The sequence below is a fragment of the Moorena sp. SIOASIH genome, from assembly GCF_010671925.1.
GTDB lineage: Bacteria > Cyanobacteriota > Cyanobacteriia > Cyanobacteriales > Coleofasciculaceae > Moorena.
This window is the reverse complement of the sequence record NZ_JAAHIH010000007.1, coordinates 326,741-347,915: the sequence shown is the minus strand read 5'-3', so window position 1 is coordinate 347,915 and position 21,175 is coordinate 326,741. Positions and strand designations below refer to the sequence as shown.

The 21,175-nt window shown below is 42.9% G+C and carries 18 protein-coding genes; 14 read left to right on the top strand and 4 right to left on the bottom strand.

The window, feature by feature from the left end; translation table 11 throughout:
* Positions 1 to 196 precede the first annotated feature (196 nt).
* Positions 197 to 520, top strand: coding sequence for a GNAT family N-acetyltransferase (locus F6J90_RS37630; RefSeq protein ID WP_293106245.1), 324 nt, complete (start codon positions 197 to 199; stop codon positions 518 to 520).
* Between the two features lie 427 nt (positions 521 to 947).
* Positions 948 to 1,823, top strand: a complete 876-nt coding sequence (locus F6J90_RS37625; RefSeq protein ID WP_293106242.1) for a sterol carrier protein domain-containing protein — start codon at positions 948 to 950, stop codon at positions 1,821 to 1,823.
* Positions 1,824 to 2,045: 222 nt separating this feature from the next.
* Here F6J90_RS37625 and F6J90_RS37620 read toward each other — a convergent pair whose 3' ends face one another.
* On the bottom strand, positions 2,046 to 3,002 hold the full coding sequence (locus F6J90_RS37620) for an Rpn family recombination-promoting nuclease/putative transposase (RefSeq protein ID WP_293106239.1): 957 nt from the start codon (positions 3,000 to 3,002) through the stop codon (positions 2,046 to 2,048).
* A 265-nt stretch (positions 3,003 to 3,267) separates the two neighbouring features.
* On the opposite strand from F6J90_RS37620, the gene F6J90_RS37615 reads away from it, so the two are divergent.
* From F6J90_RS37615 to F6J90_RS37580, 8 genes are all read left to right on the top strand, one after another.
* Entirely contained in the window at positions 3,268 to 4,590 is a 1,323-nt protein-coding gene (locus F6J90_RS37615; RefSeq protein ID WP_293106237.1) for a P-loop NTPase fold protein, read from the top strand.
* A 113-nt stretch (positions 4,591 to 4,703) separates the two neighbouring features.
* A complete protein-coding gene (locus tag F6J90_RS37610; protein ID WP_044492501.1) occupies positions 4,704 to 5,279 on the top strand; it encodes a Uma2 family endonuclease in 576 nt (191 codons plus the stop codon).
* 201 nt (positions 5,280 to 5,480) lie between these two features.
* On the top strand, positions 5,481 to 11,057 hold the full coding sequence (locus F6J90_RS37605) for a tetratricopeptide repeat protein (protein ID WP_293106233.1): 5,577 nt from the start codon (positions 5,481 to 5,483) through the stop codon (positions 11,055 to 11,057).
* Between the two features lie 34 nt (positions 11,058 to 11,091).
* Positions 11,092 to 11,577 carry a hypothetical protein gene (locus F6J90_RS37600; RefSeq protein ID WP_293106230.1) on the top strand — a complete coding sequence of 162 codons (486 nt, stop codon included), beginning with the start codon at positions 11,092 to 11,094 and terminating at the stop codon, positions 11,575 to 11,577.
* Between the two features lie 810 nt (positions 11,578 to 12,387).
* Positions 12,388 to 12,675 carry a hypothetical protein gene (locus tag F6J90_RS37595; protein WP_293106227.1) on the top strand — a complete coding sequence of 96 codons (288 nt, stop codon included), beginning with the start codon at positions 12,388 to 12,390 and terminating at the stop codon, positions 12,673 to 12,675.
* Between the two features lie 80 nt (positions 12,676 to 12,755).
* Positions 12,756 to 13,013, top strand: coding sequence for a hypothetical protein (locus F6J90_RS37590; RefSeq protein ID WP_293106224.1), 258 nt, complete (start codon positions 12,756 to 12,758; stop codon positions 13,011 to 13,013).
* 206 nt (positions 13,014 to 13,219) lie between these two features.
* The gene (locus F6J90_RS37585; protein ID WP_293106221.1) at positions 13,220 to 13,462 is read left to right on the top strand and encodes a DUF104 domain-containing protein; all 243 of its coding nucleotides are present in this window, start codon (positions 13,220 to 13,222) and stop codon (positions 13,460 to 13,462) included.
* A 185-nt stretch (positions 13,463 to 13,647) separates the two neighbouring features.
* Complete coding sequence (locus F6J90_RS37580) at positions 13,648 to 13,953, top strand: hypothetical protein (protein WP_293106218.1); 306 nt, start codon at positions 13,648 to 13,650, stop codon at positions 13,951 to 13,953.
* A gap of 90 nt (positions 13,954 to 14,043) precedes the next feature.
* Here the strand turns inward: F6J90_RS37580 and F6J90_RS37575 are convergent, their stop codons facing one another.
* Positions 14,044 to 16,110, bottom strand: coding sequence for a heavy metal translocating P-type ATPase (locus F6J90_RS37575; protein WP_293106215.1), 2,067 nt, complete (start codon positions 16,108 to 16,110; stop codon positions 14,044 to 14,046).
* Between the two features lie 120 nt (positions 16,111 to 16,230).
* Between F6J90_RS37575 and F6J90_RS37570 the strand changes: the two genes are divergently transcribed.
* Positions 16,231 to 16,425 (top strand): hypothetical protein, encoded by a 195-nt coding sequence (locus F6J90_RS37570; RefSeq protein WP_293106212.1) that lies wholly within the window; start codon positions 16,231 to 16,233, stop codon positions 16,423 to 16,425.
* 48 nt (positions 16,426 to 16,473) lie between these two features.
* Here F6J90_RS37570 and F6J90_RS37565 read toward each other — a convergent pair whose 3' ends face one another.
* The gene (locus F6J90_RS37565) at positions 16,474 to 16,869 is read right to left on the bottom strand and encodes a metalloregulator ArsR/SmtB family transcription factor (RefSeq protein ID WP_293106209.1); all 396 of its coding nucleotides are present in this window, start codon (positions 16,867 to 16,869) and stop codon (positions 16,474 to 16,476) included.
* A gap of 501 nt (positions 16,870 to 17,370) precedes the next feature.
* Entirely contained in the window at positions 17,371 to 17,625 is a 255-nt protein-coding gene (locus F6J90_RS37560; RefSeq protein WP_293106206.1) for a hypothetical protein, read from the bottom strand.
* A 392-nt stretch (positions 17,626 to 18,017) separates the two neighbouring features.
* Between F6J90_RS37560 and F6J90_RS37555 the strand changes: the two genes are divergently transcribed.
* The 3 genes from F6J90_RS37555 to F6J90_RS37545 all read left to right on the top strand — a co-directional run bounded on the left by F6J90_RS37555 (position 18,018) and on the right by F6J90_RS37545 (position 21,097).
* Positions 18,018 to 18,314 carry a hypothetical protein gene (locus F6J90_RS37555; protein ID WP_293106203.1) on the top strand — a complete coding sequence of 99 codons (297 nt, stop codon included), beginning with the start codon at positions 18,018 to 18,020 and terminating at the stop codon, positions 18,312 to 18,314.
* A gap of 311 nt (positions 18,315 to 18,625) precedes the next feature.
* Positions 18,626 to 18,784, top strand: coding sequence for a hypothetical protein (locus F6J90_RS37550; protein WP_293106201.1), 159 nt, complete (start codon positions 18,626 to 18,628; stop codon positions 18,782 to 18,784).
* An 888-nt stretch (positions 18,785 to 19,672) separates the two neighbouring features.
* Positions 19,673 to 21,097, top strand: coding sequence for an MAC/perforin domain-containing protein (locus F6J90_RS37545; RefSeq protein ID WP_293106199.1), 1,425 nt, complete (start codon positions 19,673 to 19,675; stop codon positions 21,095 to 21,097).
* Positions 21,098 to 21,175: the final 78 nt, after the last annotated feature.

Below are 21,175 nucleotides of genomic sequence, written 5' to 3'. Positions count from 1 at the left end.
CGCGTAGCGCATTAGCTGATAGCTAAAAGCTGATAGCACCTCAAGTAGCGTGCGCGTAGCGCATTAGCTGACGGCTGAATGCTTACTTAACTATCACTGTTAAGAATTCAAATTAACGATTCAAATCCGATTGGTATCGATCACCATCAAGAGAAGTTTGTATTATAGTAGTATATGTAATACAAACTTTTTTAATATGATACCTGGGTTGGACTATATTCCGGTTTGCAACTCACAAGACCTTGAGCAGATTGGGGTGATTACATCTCAGTGCTTTGGGGTTTCCGTAAGTGACTGTGAAGCTTACATTGAGCGTCTTGGTAGTGAAAACTTCCGCGTGATCCGCCAAGCTGGAAATGCGATTGACCAAAGGTCACGCTACGCGATCGCTAATTTGGCAATTTATCCCATGGCACAATGGTACGGTGGTAAACCTGTGCCGATGGCAGGAATTGCTGTGGTTGGTGTAGCGCCAGAGTATCGCGGTCAAGGGGTAGCTTACCAAAAAAATTGGGTTTAAAGCCCCGTCCTTTTAGGACGGCTTTTTTTTTAACTTTTTATTGACAGTTTGTACTAGGTGTGCTAATATATAATTCTAAATAATAAACTTTTAAACTAAATAGATGCTATCTAACCATAAGTAGGCAACGTAAAAAATATGTATCAGATACATATTGCGTAATTTAGTCTAACGACTTAAACGTCTATGAAAAATTTAGATAAAAAAGTATCTATTTAAGTAGATTTTGAAAGCGATGCAGCGCCGACCTGCGGGGGTTTCCCACACTCGCGCTTTGCATGGCTGACAAGGTACGGTGGGGCACACCGAAACCTAGGTCATAGACCAAATACGCTTGTGGAGAGGAGACCTCTATTTTTCCTGGCTCCGGCCTGGTTAAACAAGTCACCCCGTTGAAGCAAGAATCCCCGTCCTTCCAGGGCGGGGAGTGTCAAATGCTTCTACTGACGCCCTATACCGGAAAGTAGGCTATGAACGGGCAGGAAACCGTTGCCTGTGGAAATTGTCTACCAAAACGATTTCGTTATGCGAACGGCCTACGGCCACGCTTCGCGAACGCAATCTTCCCATGCATCGAGTCGAGCCAGAGAATTACCAGATCTTCGAGGAGATCTATCACCAACAAGCTCAAGCCAATAATGGGAATTTAGACCGCCATCACGCTATCTGGGAAAATCTGGTGAAACCAATACTAGCAAAACCAGAAGAAACTATCTATAGCTATCTGATTGGTTCAGAAACTATACCGGAAGGTTACGTTATTTTTACTCAACAGGAAGACGATCACGGGCTTCGGATTACGGTTAACGATTGGGCATTGCTGACCACAGCTGCTATCAAGCGTTTTTGGACATTTATCGCTGATCATCGCTCCCTAGTCGATCAGGTGCATTGGTATAGTTCTCCCCATGACCCGTTAATGTTACTGTTACCAGAACAAACGGCGAAAATTGACACTCGATACTACTGGATGTCACGAGTGATTGATGTTCCCAAAGCCTTAGAAAAGCGAGGTTATCCGGTAGGAATCGATGGGGAATTACACTTGGAAGTTGATGATGATTTGATTGAGGCTAATAACGGTAGATTCCGTTTACGTGTTCATGAAGGGCAAGGTGAAGTTACTCCAGGAGGTAATGGGGATCTTCAAATTAGTATCCGGGGCTTAGCTTCTTTGTATACTGGTTTATTTAGCCCTAGACAACTGGAACTTACAGGTTATTTGAAAGCTACAAAGGAAGCGTTGTCGGTAGCGACATTATTGTTTTCTGGATCTGAGCCTTGGATGTCAGATATGTTTTAATATAAGCGGTCAGGGGTCAGCTATCAGCTATCAGCTATCAGCTATCAGCTTTCAGCTTTCAGCTATCAGCTTTCAGCTTTCAGGTTATGGGTCCCAGGGTCGAAGCCTGTATCACAAAGTTGATAAGCTTTTCCCCAGACTTTAAATTATCCTATTTGATGTTTATTTTAAGCTTACGGCTGATAGCTTACGGCTGATAGCTGACTATTTTCCAGAAGCTTTTCACTCTTGAGTTTGATTCAACCAAGCCCTTAAATCATCAACATTATAAAAATCTAACAACGCTTCACTCAACCCTTCCAACTGGTCCAGTGACAGTTGACGAATTTGCTGTTGCAGTTCACTCGGTATTTCTCCTAAGCTACGGGATAGCAGACGGAGGATCAGTGCTCGTTCTCGTTGTGCTCCTTCTTCTCGACCTTGTTTGAGCCCTTCTTCTCTACCTTCTTGTAAACCTTCTTCGCGACCTTGTAGCAACCCTTCTTGTCTAGAAGTCTCGACAATATTATTCATATCCCGGTAATATTTGAGACTGTTTTGGTAGTTATCCTGTTCAGTGCGAGAAAAATTCGCAATTTCTGCCACGTCAAACAGTTGATTAAATACCGACTCTTGAAAAGGTTGAGGGCGAGTGTTTAATTCTGAGAGATTTTTCAGGACAAACAGCCATTTATCAAAATGCGTCTCTAACTGGTCTAGGGTTTTCGTAAACTTGGGTAACTCAATATACAGGAATTTGAGTTTGTCATAAAATACCTGACAATCCTGATTTTTTAGCTCCACAGTATGTAGGATTGTCTCATCATGTCTATGGTCGTCAAAAACAAAATCTAAGACCCCGACAGTATAAACCGCCTTTAACTGATAATTACAATCGCCTTTTTGCGCTTGTTCTTGGAGCGGAAATGTGGAATAGTAAGCACTTCTATCATTAAAGAAATTATGGTTAGCTTTTTGAAGTTGAACAATAAAGCTTTCCCCAGTTTTGGCTTGACAGTAGATTTCAAAAATTACCTTGTCTGTATTTTTGAATGTGACATCTTCAATTTCATGATGAGGTGGTAAAAGGGTATTTAAAAAATCAATAAGTAGTGCTTTATTTTCTTCCGTACCAAAAACACGCTTAAAGCCAAAAGCCGTAAGTAAAATAATATACTTATCTTTGAGATAATAGACCATGATAGTGCTAGGGGAATCGTAAGCTATCAGCGGTCAGTCGTAAGCTATCAGCTATCAGCTAATGCGCACAATTTTTATTGTAAGCATTAGGCATTAGGCATTAGGCTGACAACTGACGACTAACCGCTGACCGCTGACCGCTGACCGCTGACCGCTGACCGCTGACCGCTGACTGCTTAATATTATAGTTATGATCTAAATCTAAATTTTATTCCCTGTTCCCTGTTCCCTGTTCCCTGTTCCCTACTCCCTATTCCCCTTAACGATGAGCAACGCCAAGTATTGGAAACCAGCTTACCAACTGTTTAACCCAGAGCAACCCCTGACGACGCGAGAGGAAATCAGAGACTTTTATGTCCAGCGCACGGATAGTCCAGTAGAAAATTTAATCGCTATTCTGGAAATGGAAGATCAGCCAGCTAAGTTTTTATTAGCCGGTCATCGGGGCAGTGGAAAAACAACGGAATTGCGACGAATTGAACAGGAGCTAGCAGAAAACTATGCCGTAATCTGGGTTGATACGGCAACAGCTCTCGACCGCTATAACATTGGTTATGCTGAGGTGGTGGTGTTGATTGGGATGGAAGTTTGTCGCCAAGCCATTAAACCAGGCTGGTGGTCAAATCGGGATCAGCGCTTACTGGATGATTTAGAAAATAGCCTGACAACTGTTATTTATCAAGATAAAGAAACAGATACTGAACAGTTAGAGTTACCAGAGGTTTTGAAAAAATTGGGGTTAATTCTGAAACGGGGATTAACTCGGGATATGACCAAAACCCTTAACATTCGCCCTGCTGTTAGTGACATCATTGATCGAGTTAACGATATTATTAAAGCTGCTGAGAAAGATCGTAAGCAAAAATTATTAGTGATTGTAGATGGTCTCGATCGCCATGATTTGAGAACTGCTCTGGAAATGTTTGCTAGTCCGCTGCTGACAGAATTAGAGTGTCATATTATCTACACCATTCCAATTTCCTTACGATATTCCCCTAGCTTTCGGCAACCCATGGAAAGCTTCCAATGTTTGGATTTGTATAATTTGCCTGTATTTGAATGCGATTGGCCTACGGCCACGCTACGCGATCGCAATTCTCGTCCCACCTCAACCCCTAACAAACTTGGTCGAGATATCTTGAAGTCTGTGATTACCAAACGATTAGCTAAAATTAACGAAACAGACCTATTCACTCCCGATGCCCTAGAGCTATTATCTGAAAAGAGTGGTGGTGTGATCCGGGATTTAATCCGACTAGCGCGGGGGGCTTGTCAGGTCGCCCTGAAGAAAAAAAAGGAATATGTAGACACAACCATTGCTAAGGAGGCGATTCAAGAAGAACGCAAAGCCTATACCATCAATGACTATCATTTTCCGGAATTGGCTGCTGTTCACCAAACTGGTCGCTTAACTACCAATACCCATCATTTGCCCAAGCAAGGGGAAGTGGTTATTTGTGATGAACTTTTACAAAATAAGTATGTCTTAGGGTATTACGGTGACCATACCTGGTTTGATGTGCATCCAATGATTATCGAAGACTTGGAACAGTGGCAAGCTAGTCAGAATTCAGCCGTTAGTTCTTAGGTTTCAGGTAAGCATTCAGCTATCAGCTGATGGTCTAGGTTTTGGGTTTTGTTAGAATAAAGCAGCCCTGCTTAAAAAGGGGGGAAGGGCATTGGTAATCGGGAATGGAAGCAATGACACAGACACTCTCAAAACCAAAAGACCAACGGCTGATTCACTCTGGGATGAATTGGCAACAATTCAAATTACTGGAACAGAGCTTTGTCGATTCACCAGGAATACGGTTATTCTACTACAGAGGAGAAGTAGAAATCTTGGCAGTTTCTCAAGACCACGAAACCTTTAGCCGCTTGATCGGGATTCTGTTAGCTATCTACTTTGAAGAAAAGGGAATTGAGTTCACCCCTACAGGAAGCTTTACCCAAGAAAAACCAGGGGTAGCCTCAGCACAAGCGGATGAGTCTTATTGTATCGGAAAGCCAAAGAAAATTCCAGACTTATCTATCGAAGTGGTTTTTACCAGTGGTAATCTCTCCAAACTCAATCGCTATCGGGAGTTGGGTGTACCTGAAGTCTGGTTCTGGGAAGATGGTCTATTTACCTTACATCATCTCAGAGCAGACGGTTACGAACGAATTTATACCTCAGAGGTGTTACCAGACCTAGATATGGAGTTGTTAACTAGGTCTGTAGTAATGGCGTCTACAGTTGAGGCAATGAGGTTTTTCAGAAAGGCAATTTCTGAGTAGTCGCGATGATAATGGGTAATAGGGAATTGAGAATTTAGAATTGAGAATTTAGAATTGAGAATTGATAGCGTTTCTTGCATGTATTATGAGGTACTCTTCTCAACCTCATCAATCCAATAAATTAACGATTTTTGTGAATACTAATCCTCGCTCCCACACTCCCCATCTCCCCATCTTCCCTCTCTCACTCACTACTCACCTATGGAAACAGCCCCTGACCCATTGACGCCTGCTGACTATGATGAGCTGGATAGCTTAGTCACCACTCTAGAACTATCCAGTGGCACCACCATTATTTTTGCTATTGCTCCCGAAAGTGGTCCCAACCATCCGGTGGTGGAGCAGTTGAACTCTTTTGTTAGTCAAGAAGCCTTGAGTGACCAAGGGTTTCAGGTTCGCAACTGTTTCTATAGTGACGAGTCTTTAATTAATTTTCTCTACCGTCTTAATCCCCTCGATCAAGAGACCTCTGTCAACACTCCTGCTCCCAGTCGTCCTCTGATCATGGCCTTCGGGATTGAGCAGTTGGAGATACCTCGTCGCATCAATGAACTAAAACGACTGAATGTCGGTAGAGAATCCCTGTTTGAGCGAGACATGGTATTGATGTTTTGGCTCAATAAACCCCAATTTTTGGATGAGTTTCGCCTCCGGGCTCCGGATTTCTGGGATTGGCGGGAGCAGATTGTGGAATTTGAAACCCATCCCCCCCTGGCACGGTTATTTTATCCCTATCTGGAGTGGTTAATTGCCCAGAATTCTTATCTTAAGTTTAGTGGCGTGATGCAGGTGCAGCGCCAAGTGGATATTTTCCTCGATCAGGTCTATATTTCCCTCAAGGCTGAACGTCAGAAGCTGGTGGTTGATACCTCCGATGCTAGGCATTTATCTAAAGCTAATTTATCTAGCCCTTCGATTCGGGTAGATCAGTTTGAAAGGATAACTCAGGATATCGATAGTTCTAGCAGTACTAAAACTATTCCGGAAAAGGTTGATTTAGCCAAAGCCATACAGGATAGTCAGTATAGCGTGATTTTGGGAGACCCTGGTGCTGGCAAAACTACCCTTCTGAAATATCTAGCGCTCCATTTTGCCACCGCTCAACGGGATAACCAGGAAACGGTATTGGCAGGGGAGGCTAAGGAGAATTTGGGGCAAACTCGCTTACCAGTTTTCTTTCGGATTGCTGACTATGCGGAACGGTTGGCAACCCAATCCGACTTGAGCTTGCAACAGTTTCTTAGGGAATTCTCTGAGCAGTGGCAAACTGAATTTACAAATCAGACTGAGCAAGACACTGATACAACCATTTTTGAGCATTTGTGTCACAAACTTTATAGTGGTATGTGTCTGGTGCTGTTGGATGGCTTGGATGAAGTGTTTAATCAGCAAGTACGCCAGCAGATAGTTGACAAAATTGAAGGGTTTGTTAATGATTTCCCCAATAACAAGTTTGTGATTACTAGCCGGATTGCTGGCTATCGGGAGGTTAAATTAAGCCAACGGTTTTCCCATTTCACCATTACTGAGATGGAACCGGAACAGGTGGAGCGGTTTCTGGACCGATGGTGTCTAGCGGTAGAGAAAGCTCAAAGGCCGGATGCCAGTCAGCACTATTGGCAGCAGGAAGCCGATCATCAAAGTGGGGAACTTAAGGAAGCGATCGCAGCCAGTGAGGGAGTCAAGCGTATGACTGGCAATCCCTTATTGTTAACGATTTTGGCATTAATTCACCGCAATGGCTCTCGCTTGCCCAATCAACGGGTAAAACTCTATGAATTAGCCGTCCAGACCTTGACCGAAGATTGGCAATTGAGCAAAAAATTGCCTGGTGTTGAGACCGTAGTGCTCAAAGAAAGTCAGGTGATGGCACTGTTGGCTCCCTTGGCTGACTGGATGCATGAACACAAACCCTCGGGATTAGTCAGTGAACCAGAGGTTAGGGAAAAACTAGCCGAAATCCATGGGGAGTTGAATGATGAAGACCCAGATTCCCAGAGCGTGCAGTGGCAAATCAATGATTTTTTGCTGAGGGTCAGGGAAACAACCGGTTTGTTTGTGGAACGTGCCCCTGGTAGTTATGGGTTTATGCATCTGACCTTTGAGGAGTATTTTGCCGCTCGGTATATTGCTGATAATGATGTTAGTGAGATTCTCGATATTATTAATTCCCATCGATATGAAGCCCGTTGGCATGAACCAATTTTGTTAGCCTTAGGGTATTTGGGGAGTCAGAATCCCAGACGGATTAATAAGTTAGTTCCAAAGTTGTTTAAACCCTTAGACGACTATCAGCCTAGGATTGACTATGGGGAAATTAAGCTTATAAAAACCTCATCAAAGGATGTGGTTTTAGTGTGGCCAGTATTAGGGGAAGATTCAACAGTTTCATATCAGGAGTCACCATCGGTATTGCAGGATTTACTGTTTGCTGGTCAAGTTTTGGCGGATGTTGATGTCAACAGCAAGATTCGAGCTAGGGTGATTCAGCAGTTGGTCTCGACTTACTTGGGGTTAGATGAAGACTTTGAATATGAAACGATTAAGGAATTGTTGACCAGGCTACGGGAGATTGAAAGGTTTAATCAAAAGGATGAAGTGATTAAGTTTCTCCAGGAAGTCGCTAATACTATAAAGCTAAGTGAAGAGCAATGGGTAAAAACTCAGTTAGCAAGTTTATACATAGCTTGTGGTCAAGCTGGAGAAACCTTAGTTAGTTGTGTAAATGAATTTGTTAAACAGCTAGTTAACCAGGCAGAGCCTAAGCTATTCAATAATCTGATCGATTTGGTGACAGATCTAGGGGAAGAGATGACCCCAGCTCTGGAAGCAACCAGACAACATCCGATTCTGGATCAGGCAAGTCAACAAGCCATAGAATTTGTGACAGCACTGTCTTATATCCGCCCAGATAAATATGATCAGGCTATTGGGATGTTAGAAAAGATTAATCAAGAGCAATATAGTCCGATCAAGGGTTATATTGCTTGGGCAATAGCTACCTGTTACCGGAAAAAGGAGGACTATGATAAAGCGATCGCATTCTACCAAGAAAGCGTTGAAATCAATCAGCAGTTGGCTAACCAAAAGAATCTAGCCAATTTGTGGTCCTGGCTAGCTGATTGTTATCGAGAATTGGGCAACTATCAGCAAGCGGTCGATTGTCAACTCAAATACTTAGCGATCTCTCAGCAGCTTGATCACCAATCATATATAGCACATGCCTACTGGAACCTAGGTAGAATCTATCAAGTTTGGGGTAAGTACGATGAAGCGATACCATACTACCAACAAAGCCGTGACTTTTGTCACCAGTTGGATAAACAAAAGGATGTAGCCATTCAGTGGTATTGGCTAGCTGCTTGTTATCGAGACTGGGGCAGATATCAGCAAGCGGTCGATTGTCAACTCAAAAGCTTAGCGATCTCTCAGCAGCTTGATCGCCAATCAGATATAGCAAATGCCTACTTTGAGCTAGGCTACATTTATCAAGATTGGGGTAAGTATGATCAAGCGATTCGATACTACCAACAAAGCCGTGAGCTTTATCACCAGTTAGATAAACAAAAGAATGTCGCCAGTTTGTGGTATTGGCTAGCTGATTGTTATCGAGAATCGGGCAAATATCAGCTAGCTGTTGATTGTCAACTCAAAACCTTAGCCATCCGTGACCAGCTTGATGACCAACCAGGTGTAGCAAGTGCCTACTCTAGGCTAGGTTACATTTATCAAGGTTGGGGTAAGTATGACCAAGCGATCGCATATCACGAACAAAGCCGTGACCTTTATCACCAGTTGGATAAACAAAAGAATGTAGCCAATCAGTGGTATAATCTAGTTGTTTGTTATAGAGATTGGGGCAAATATCAGCAAGCTGTTGATTGTCAGCTCAAAGACTTAGCCATCCGTGAGCAGCTTGATGAGCAATCAGATATAGCATTAGCTTACTATCAACTCGGTAGAATATATCAAGATTGGGGTAAGTATGAAGATGCGATCGCATACCACCAACAAAGCCTTGACCTCAATCAGCAATTAGATAAACAGAATAATGTAACCAGTTTGTGGTCCTGGCTGGCTGATTGTTATAGAGATTGGGGCAAATATCAGCAAGCTGTTGATTGTCAACTCAAAACCTTAGCCATCCGTGACCAGCTTGATGACCAACCAGGTGTAGCAAGTGCCTACTCTAGGCTAGGTTACATTTATCAAGGTTGGGGTAAGTATGACCAAGCGATCGCATATCACGAACAAAGCCGTGACCTTTATCACCAGTTGGATAAACAAAAGAATGTAGCCAATCAGTGGTATAATCTAGTTGTTTGTTATAGAGATTGGGGCAAATATCAGCAAGCTGTTGATTGTCAGCTCAAAGACTTAGCCATCCGTGAGCAGCTTGATGAGCAATCAGATATAGCATTAGCTTACTATCAACTCGGTAGAATATATCAAGATTGGGGTAAGTATGATCAAGCGATCCCATACCACCAACAAAGCCGTGACCTTTATCACCAGTTGGATTTACAAAAAAATGTCGCCAATCAGTGGTATTGGCTAGCTGATTGTTATCGACTATCCAGTAAATATCAGCAAGCGGTCGATTGCGAACTCAAAGACTTAGCCATCCGTCAGCAGCTGGATGACCAACCAAATATTGCTGATGCCTACTATCAACTTGGTAGAATTTATAAAGATTGGAGTCAGTATGATCAAGCGATTCAATACTACGAACAAAGCCGTGATCTTTATCAGCAGTTAGATAAACAGCAAGATATAGCCAATCAGTGGTATTGGCTAGCTAATTGTTATCGAGACTGGGGCAAATATCAGCAAGCTGTCGATTGTGAACTGAAAGACTTAGCCATCCGTCAGCAGCTGGATGACCAACCAAATATTGCTGATGCCTACTATCAACTTGGTAGAATATATCAGGATTGGAGTAAGTATGACCAAGCGATTCGATACCACCAACAAAGCCGTGACCTTTATCACCAGTTGGATTTACAAACAGATGTCGCCGATTCGTGGTGTTGGCTAGGTGATTGTTATCGAGAATTAGGTGATTACACCAAAGCCATTGACCATTACCAGCAAAGCCTAAATCTCAATCAACAACTGGGTCAAAATGAAAAGATTGCGAATCGGTATCGAAAAATTGGTAACAGCCAACGCCTCCTAGCCAGAAATACTCCAGACACAACCCAAGCCCTGCACTTACTCAGCCAAGGGGAGCAAAGTATTCGTCAAGCCATCGAAATTAGTCAAGCCAACGACTACAAAGCCAACCTAGCCTACAACTATACCGCTCTTGGCTTACTCTATTCAGAACGCTTGCACCGATTACCCTCCAACCATCCTACTCTACCGGAACAGATTGAGCAATTTGAAACCAACTATACCATGGGCTTAAGGTTACTTTCAGACCTTGGACAAATTGTCGATAGGGCTGAAGAAATTCTAGATATCTCCCGGGCTTACCTAGAGGTAAATGTCTTAGAAAACCTTGACCGAGCGGAAGCGTTAGCTCTGGAATCCCTACAGGTTTTCCTAGACTACAACCGTCGGAAACTAGAAGCCTCTGCTCGCCAGCTCTTAGGGGAAATTTACTTGCGTCGTGTTGAGGGTAATCAACCCAATGCTAAAGCAAGGGCTTACCAATTTTTTACTGAAAGTTTAGAACTATACCGGAGCCTAGATATTCAGGGAAAAGTGATAGAATTGGAGCAACAGTTAAAGGGAGTAGGGAGTAGGGAATCGGGAATCGGGAATCGGGAGTAGTGATAATCTTTGACTATTTCAGTACTACGGCGGTTTGCATAACTATCAGGTACACATTGTTTATCCACTTCCGACTTCCGACTTCCCTGTTCCCTCTTATCTCTTCCCTGTTCCCTGTTCCCTGTTCCCTACTCCCTACTCCCTGTTCCCTACTCCCTACTCCCTACTCCCTACTCCCTACTCCCTACTCCCTACTCCCTGTTCCCTAACTATGAATAGAGTTGCAGTATTTGGCAATGCTGGCGCTGGCAAATCGACCCTCAGCAAACGTTTAGCGGAAATAACTGGATTACCCTTGGTAAACCTGGATCTCATGCAATATAGACCGAGCGGTGATCAGGTGCCCCATGCGGAGTTTAAAGCCGCCCATGATCACCTTTTGCAACAGGAGCAATGGATCGTTGATGGATTTGGCTCACTCGATACGGTGTGGCAACGGCTAGATGTAGCCGATACCCTGGTCTATCTGGATATGGCTGTGCTGCGACATTACTGGTGGTTGACACTCCCCGTCCTGTAAGAACGGGGATTCTTAGTTCTACGACATGCCTTAAAATTAGTTATCCTGAAAGGCAATACTTAAGCCAAATGCCCGTCCAGAAGAACCAAACATCTAGCCTAATTTAACTAACCCCAGTGGGCTTGTCTCCCTAAGCGTTGAGTTTCCTCAGTTTCCGTGTGCCCCACGGTACTTTTGTTTTCAAAGTTTGCTTTACTGGTTTTCGGTATCTGTTAGGATCCATACGTTTTTAATGAGGTTTTTCGCGCCTCAAGTGCTAACATCGCAAAACGCTCGTGAAATTATGACAGTACCGACTTTTCCTGTCTGTGTTAGGCCACTATGCATATTCTAGCACATTACTTGAAAGCCGTCGTTCGCGTAGCGTGGCCAAAGGCCAACGAAGGAAGGGGCTTGAAACCCATCTTTTTGGTCATAAAAAGCTAACGCCCAAATACCGAACTTATGTGGAAGCGGCTAAAGCAACAAAGCAGGTTTACCATTTGCGATCGCCCCAAGAGGTAAAGCATTTTTTGCAAACTATGGTTACAAAATCCTTTGAAGGGTAATTAGTCGGACAAAAGTAAAATTAACTGTTGAAATAGGGAGCAGGGAGCAGGGAGCAGGGAGCAGGGAGCAGGTAAGACAGAAGAGGCAAGAGCCAATAGTCAAATAATTCTGTGTACCTCATGAGTCCTAGAAACGCTATATACATCTTCAATTCTCCCTTATTTGCAATAACTGACTGCCATTAATAATCCCTAATAGCCTTGTTGTCAGCCCCTCAGCTAAAATTGAAATAGCGACTTAATATGAGCAGGAGATGGAGTCATGATTTATGAAGTTATCCTCAGTAGAGAAAACGATAAATATATTGCTCGTGCCAAAGAATGGCCCGAAGTCATGGTTGTAGAAAATAGCCGTGATGCTGCTATCAATCAGCTTAAAGCTCAACTACTTGACTATCTAACTAATCAGGTTGAAGTTGTTGAAGTTGACATTCCCCTACTAGGGAAAACAGGAAATCCTTGGCTCGATAAATTTGGATGCTTTAAGGATGACCCGACCTTTGACGATCTACAGGCTGAAATTGCTGCCTATCGGCAACAAATCGATTAATAGATATTGATTTTACCAATTCTATCCCCTGATTGTCTATAATATAGTTGCCCATTGTTATCGTTGCTGGGAATGTGACCATGACGACTTTAGTAACAACTCAGAAAATCTACGATGAATTTATTGATTTGGTTGCTCAAGGAACTAGCCCAGAAAGTGTAACTAAGTTTCAATTTTCGGAAGCTACAAAAGAACAGATAGAAGATTTAGTGGAACGCGCAAAATTAGGAGATTTATCCCCATCCGAAAAAAATGAACTTGAACAGTTTTTAGTGGTCGAACATCTGATTAGATTGGCGAAAGCTAGAGCTCATCAATACCTTAAATCTGTCTCTTAGTATAGCGCTACGCGCAAGGCAAGAGGCAAGAGGCAAGAGGCAAAAGTTGACTACAACAGCTTTTGAGCTTGTATCAATTTCCTAACTTTAATGGGTAGTGCTATATAGAGAGAAGTATATAAATAAATTAATTATGCCTCGACACTACATGACTAAAGAACTGAAACGATTAGTCAGTCCCTAACTCTTATGATGGAGCATTTCCCATGGTCCAAATCTTGAAAGCGATTTACCATAGTGGCACATTTATCCTTCAAACAGCCTGTGATTTACCTGAAGGTGTTGAAGTTGAGCTTTTGGTTAAATCACCTAAAGTGATTCCTCCCCAGATTACCGATATTGAGGCTAGACAAGATTTTTTAAAGTTACTTGTTGAGCGAATGCAACAAAACCCTATTCCTTCTGATTCTCCTAAGTTTACACGAGATGTATTGCATGAACATAGTTAAAAGCTTAAATAATTTATAGACATCTTCAATTCTCTCTAACAACAATCAGCAAACCGCCATAAGCTGATAGCTGATAGCTGTTCGCGTAGCGTGTGCGTAGCACATAAGCTGATAGCTGAATACTTACTTGTTACCCCCTCAGGTAAAATTGAAATAGCGACTAGAGAAGAGCAGGAGATGGGGTCATGATTTATGAAATTATCCTCAGTAAAGAAAACGATAAATATATCGCTCGTGCCAAAGAATGGCCGGAAGTCATGGTTGTAGAAAATAGCCGTGATGCTGCTATCAATCAGCTTAAAGCTCAACTACTTGACTATCTAACGAATCAGGTTGAAGTAGTTGAAGTTGACATTCCCCTACTAGGCAAGACAGGAAATCCTTGGCTCGATAAATTTGCATGCTTTAAGGAAGACCCGACCTTTGAGGATCTACAGGCTGAAATTGCTGCCTATCGGCAACAAATCGATAAATCGATCAATAGATATTGATTTTTCCAATTCTATCCCCTGATTGTTTATAGTGTTTATCATATCTATGAGGTACACAATATTTTTTCCCTCTTGCCTATTGCCTATTGCCTATTGCCTATTGCCTATTGCCTGTTCCCTGCTCCCTGCTCCCTGCTCCCTTATCTGCAATACTCGACTAGCATTAAGAATCGCCAACAGAGCCACTCCCATATCGGCAAATACAGCTTCCCAGAGAGTTGCTACCCCCATCGCACCCAGGGCAATAAAGACGACTTTCACTCCCAAAGCAATAATAATATTTTGCCAAACAATACGGAGGGTTCGGCGGGCGATGGCGATCGCTTCTGCTACTTTAGAGGGAGCATCGGTCATAATTACCACGTCGGCGGTTTCGATAGCAGCATCTGAGCCTAATCCCCCCATAGCTATGCCCACATCAGCACGAGCAATTACTGGTGCGTCGTTGATGCCATCTCCCACAAATGCGGTTTTATGGTTAGTTTGGTTTACTGCTGTGAGGATCTTCTCTAAAGCATTCAGCTTCTCCTCTGGTAAAAGTTCGGCTTGAAAATCATCTATCCCTAGCCTTCGAGCGATAGTATTAGCTATGGTTTGACTGTCTCCTGTCAGCATCACAGTTTTAATCTGCTGTTGGTGCAGTGCTTGGATGGCATTGATGGCATCTTCTTTGAGTTCATCGGCAATTAAGATACGCCCACTGTATTCACCATCCACAGCTAAGTGAGCTACCGTACTATCAGCCACACAGACATGATGGGAAATCCCCTCTCGATGGAGTAAGCGATCGTTTCCTGCGATGACAACTTTTCCATCAATTTGGGCGAGAATACCCTGTCCCGCAATTTCTTGATAATTTTCAACCTTAGAACTGTCAATCGGTTTGCCATGAGCTTGTCGAATCGATTGGGCGACGGGATGATTTGACCCAGATTCTACATGAGCAGCTAATTCTAGTAATTGCTCTTGACTCAAACCATTATGGGTAATAATATCGGTGACTCGAAAGTTTCCTTTAGTAAGGGTGCCAGTTTTATCAAAGACGACGGTTTTCACCTGAGTTAAGGCATCTAAAAACGTAGAACCTTTAATCAAAATACCGCGCTTGGCTGCCCCTCCAATACCGCCAAAATAGCCGAGAGGAATACTAATGACCAATCCACAGGGACAGGAAATCACCAACAGCACCAAGGCTCGATAAGTCCAGGTGCTTGGGCTTGCTCCCGAAATTAGCAAAGGTGGTAACAGGGCAACTGCTAGGGAAAGAAAAACTACAACGGGTGTATAGTAGCGGGTAAAGCGAGTAATAAACTTTTCCGTGTCGGCTTTTTTGCTTCTGGCGTTTTCCACCAAGTCCAAAATTCTGGCAATGGAAGACTCGTCAAAGGGCTTAGTAACGCGAATGGTTAGCCCTCCAGACTGGTTAATCATCCCTGCTAACACCAGATCTCCTGTTACAACGGTACGGGGCACTGATTCTCCTGTGAGGGCAGACGTATCCAGTTGGGAACTTCCCTGAATAATCTCACCGTCCAGGGGAACTTTCTCCCCAGGGCGTACCCGAATCATTTCCCCAACAGCAACTTGATCAGGGGAAACGGTTTTTATCTCGCCGTCAACTAGCAGATTAGCAGTATCGGGACGCACTTCTAGCAAGGCTCGAATCGAACGACGCGATCGCCCCACCGCAGACCCCTGTACCAATTCCCCCAGCTGGTAAAACAACATCACGCCCACTGCTTCCGGTAGTTCGTGAATAGCGATCGCGCCTATGGTGGCAATGGTCATCAAAAAGTTTTCGTCAAAAATCCGACCCCGCAGGATATTTCGCCCCGCAGTGGTTAGCACTCCCCAACCACAGAGTAAGTAAGCAGGAATCAAGATGGCATATTCAGCTATGCCAAAAGGAGTCTGATGTAAACTATCTTGAAAAATCAGTCCGATTAACAAAAGAGGAGTAGCGATCGCGACCGCTCTTAACTCGCGCCACAAGTTAAATTCATTCTTTCCTTGACTGTTCCCGCAGCAGTCATCATGGGTTGTCACCTCCTTTCCTTGACTGTTCCCGCAGCAGTCATCATGGGTTGTTACCTCAGCAACGGCTTCAATGCAATGCCCAGAGTTGCAGCAGTCTTGATGATGATGGTGTTCTGCCATAGCAATACCTAACTGTGAACATCTCCTGAATATATGAAAGACTATTCAGATGAAAGATTATTCAAATTATATAGTAAGTAGCTGTGCCAAATAAATTATTTACAGCATTTTTCCATAACTATGAGGTACACAATATTTTTTCCCTCTTGCCTCTTGCCTCTTGCCTCTTGCCTCTTGCCTCTTGCCTCTTGCCTCTTGCCTCTTGCCTCTTGCCTCTTGCCTCTTGCCTCTTGCCTCTTGCCTCTTGCCTGCTCCCTGCTCCCTGCTCCCTGCTCCCTGCTCCCTGCTCCCTGCTCCCTGCTCCCTAAAACCTAGATATTTGTATCTCACAAGTCTTATAATTGCTATATCTCTGCTGAATAATCAACCTTGATCAAGGTGTTGAGCTACTTCTCTATAAAAAGTCACAATATGTTCATCGGCAAGGCTGTAGTAAACGTTGCGACCTTGACGGCGATATTTTACTAGTTTTTGCGATCGCAAAACTCTTAACTGATGAGATACTGCCGATTCCCCCATTTTTACTATCGCTGCTAAGTCGCAGACACAAAGCTCTTGCTGTGCCAGGGCTGAAAGCAACTTTAGCCGATGAGGGTCGGAAAGAACGCTAAAAAACTCTGCCATCTGTTGCGCTTTTTCTGTTGCTAGAACCTTACTCTGCAACTGCCACACATTATCTAGATGAACTAGGGACTCATCACAGCTTGGAGCATCAGAAGAGTGGACAGTTGGTTTATTTAAGGAACTAGAATCAGCCATGATCAATTATATTTACTATTTAATCTCTAGATCTATAGATACTATAGCGTTTCTCGCAGTTATGAGGTACAGTTTTCTTTTACGTTGATTCCCTGTTAGGTGCGCTCTTACCATTAAGAATTAAATTCGCCACGGGTCGCACCTTTCGGCAAAGCCGACGCGGGGCGCGAACGGGCGCGCACCTCTTGATGCAGCGCATCGCTATTCCCAATTACCGATTACCTACTCCCAATTACCGATTCCCGATTCCCTACTCTAAATTCTAAATTCTAAATTCTAAATTCTAAATTCTAAATTCTAAATTCTAAATTCTAAATTCTAAATTCTAAATTCTAAATTCTAAATTCCCTACTCCCTTAAAAAAAATAGCCGCAGAAATACCATCCACGGCTAGGAAATTGACCTTATGTGATTCAGTTTTCAACCCTATCCAGACCTGCTCCCATGGGAGCAGACTCGATGATTTTGCCAGGGGGCAAAGCCCCCCAGAAAGTTAATCCATTAACCCAAAGTTATGTACTTGGTCATCATCGTAATAAATTCCCCAGGAATGCCCGTCGGCTGCAGAGGACTCCACTCGGAAATCTCGGCGTAACGCAGTGCATAAAGGGCATGCATCGTGTTGATGATAGCCTGGCGGGAGCCCTTAAGAATGTGCTTAACAGGGTATTTTTTTGGAGAAGATTCCTGAGGATTATTACTAGGAGTAATATCCTCAGGGTTGTTTTCAGGGTTTGGGCGAAATTCGGAATCCATCTTGGTCACCTTTTGCTTGTTGTTTGCATACTATAATCATAATGAGTATAAAATAAATTGTCAAGGGTTTTTAGAATTTTTTTGTGCAAAGTAATTTTCAATAAACCCTAAGCTAATCTTTATTTAAATCCCATGGTTTTGATTTAAATTAACAGGGTATAGGGAATAAATAAGAGGAAATAAATAAGAGTGTATATAGCAATTTTTATGATAATGAAGTACAATAATTTTTTAACTTTTACCTATTCTGACTTTACTGCTCCGAAGTCCCTACTCCCTACTCCCTACTCCCTGCTCCCTGCTCCGAAGTCCCTGCTCCGAAGTCCCTAAAACCCAAAAATTAGTACCTCACCAAATTAAAAACCGCTAGATCACATCAATCCTAAGTTCTAATGTTATTATCCACAGTGCAGGGAATTCTACTACTTTTCACAGTAGGATTGAACCTGCACATTTTCTACTTATATCTACAATTACAGCAGCAAGTGCATCTGTTGTCTGAGCAACTCCGGCTGCAGCAGAAGTTAATGGATCGGGCATTTACTGAAATTCACAACAATTCTCTGCAACAGTTGGCATTCGTGATCAGAGAATTGCAGATTCGTGAAATGTCTCAACAGGAATTAATCGAGTATCTGCGTGAGGTGTATCAGGATATTCAGACTAGTGTTGCAAATCTCAAGGAATAAGATTAATTTGTCTCGGTAGACTAACACAGCTAAAATGGTGCTTTATCGCTTAATCCATTGTAAATTAAGGCTTTTTTAAAAAATCTATCCTAAGCATTCAGCCGTCAGCCGTCAGCCGTCAGCCGTCAGCCGTCAGCATTCAGCATTCAGCCGTCAGCTGACGTAACAAAGATTAAACGAATGCTTACTGGTTTTATTTAAAAGCTCAAAGCTCAAAACTGAGAGCTGAACGCGCACGCGTGCGCGTAGCGCGTAGCGCTAATCGCTGTTCGCTGATAGCTGATAGCTGATAGCTGACGGCTGATAGCTGAATGCTTACAATCTATCCTACTACTTTAGCTGTGCTATGCCACTACAAGAGCGATCGCACTCATGACAGGGAGCTTCTACTAACAGACCCACGGTTTTATGAATTAATGGCTATTGGTACATCCCACCAAACTGGCGATCGCACTCGACTCGTGTTATAATAACTTTTATTAGACATATCCAAGAATCTGTAATCCAGTCGCAGCAATCACAAGAAGTGGGTCAAAGACTCATGTAAAACTGAGCCATAGGAACGATTTAATGAGGTTTTGGAGTCTCAAAATCTAAATATGGATTAAAAATATGACTAATGACAATGTCAATTTCTTGACCACATTCTGCCGATTTTATTAATTCTAAAATTAGAGAACCAATGTCTTGATGCAGTCGCTCATGGGGGAACCCCCAAGACCGCACTACCTCCCCAAGACCGCTTAGGTGCGCTTCTTAATCTAACTAAGACACAAACGGTTGCAATTACCGATTGATATCGATTTTTAGTCAAGGTAAATTTTTATTCTATAATTTTAATTATTTTAATTTTTATAATTAAATGTTCTACAACTATTCGCGATTTTTATAAAGGTTTATAGCGTTTCTAGGATTTATGAGGTACGCTTTTCAAGCTCAAAGTCCCCCTTATTAAGGGGGATTTAGGGGGATCTCTTTGTACCTCATGGCATAGAGAATTGCTATATTTTCCGTTTTTTGTGAATCATTTAATTATCATTTCTTAGTTTTACCATTTTATTTTTGTAGTTTTTTAGCCAAAAAGTTTCTTATAATTCTTTTGTTGATTTAGGATTTTTTTGAATATATTTCCAAGTGTAATTGGTCATTTTTACCGTTTATCTATAGAGCATTTTTTTATTATACTTGATTTTTAGGATTTTTATGATATAGCAATCCTAAATAGGTTGTGGTAATGTTCCAAAACGTGATCCTTGTTATACCTGGGTTTCAAGCCGATCACTTGTCACCAATCATTTAGGGTTGCTATATTATCGGGATATCTAGTTTAAAAAATCAGTTTACTCTAGGAGAAAAGCATGGCTAATAATCTAACCGGCATCGGATATCTTGGCTGTACCTACGACATCTATGGTTACTATGCCCGCGCTAACTCCGTAAATACCAGCAAGCGACTGTTTTCTTTGCCTGACGCAGATACAGAAATCACGGTCTACGGTGATCAATATTCTTACCCCAAGGATGCCATAGGCACTCCTGTCTTATTATACGAAGCTGATGAGAAAACCTCCTCTTACGAAAGTACTGAAGAACTATACACCAAGATGTCAGTTTCTGCCAACTTGTCCGGTTCCTATGGTCTGTTTAGCTCCGAAGTTTCGGCTAAATACTCAGAGTCATACACCAGTAGCAGCTACTTCTATCATGTTGAAAAATCGGGCTATGTCAATTCCTACAAGTTGACCCTGGATCTCGACTATGCCCTGAATAATCTTGATGAGGACTTCAAGGATGACCTCTACAACATGGACGCCGACAAGTTAGTGGCAAAATACGGCACTCACTTTCTCTACGAAGCTGTTTTCGGGGGTCGCTGGTCTTATAGTCAAAGTGTCTCAAAATTCAGTTATAGCAGCTCCCAGGAAGCCGAAGTCAAAGTAGAGGCAAACTATGGCGACTACTCGGGATCAATTTCGAGTTCTAACCAGACCGACGAGTCGCAATCGAACAATCAATCTAATGGCGAGTTTTGGTGCATCGGTGGCACTCCCGACACTTTGGAGGACTTTAATGATTGGACTGCATCGGTTTCTGGTAATTTCGTCCTCGTGGACTTTACCTCTGACTCCCTGAAGAAGATTTCGGAGTTAGTGGAGAATGATGACGCTCGCAAAAATGAAATCGACGCAGCCATCCAAGCTGTTCTTGATGCAGGTACGAACCCTAGTACTACTGAGCTCACTACCAGTTCTCAAACCCAAGAGTGGATCGCAGGCGACAATAAAGATATGGAGGTAGACTCAGGAGCCAAGGATGGCTACCCAGTAGTTGGCTTTGGAGGTCTGATTAAGGACAAGAAGTTCAATCTTACTGCCGTCTGCTACCTTAATCTGTCTACAGCCCAACGTCACTGGGAGGTGTTTGGAGACAAAACTACCTTTAACCAGACCGATTACGAAACCCTAGGGGAAGTCCCAGAGGGCTGTGTAGTGACAGGCATTGGGTTGAAGGGAGACAACAGCGAATTCAGAAAAATGGTGCTTTACTACCAAGAACTCACCCCTGGTAGCTCCGTGAACAACTATCTCGAAACCAACCTACAGTCAATTGCTTTTAAGGGTACAGAGGAAGTAAGTTCTCCTGATAGTAGCTACGAGGTTGAGTTTAATCCCGGTGATAATAATGATATGGTGATTACGGGCATTGCCGTGGGGTACCGTGGCAAAAAGGAAAAGGTCAATTACCTCAAACTCTATCGCACTACTATAGTGGAAAAGAATTAGTAAGAGGTTGTCTGAGAAGTCCCATTTGCTACATCCAAGCCCCCTAAATCCCCCAATTTTGGGGGACTTTTAGAAGCA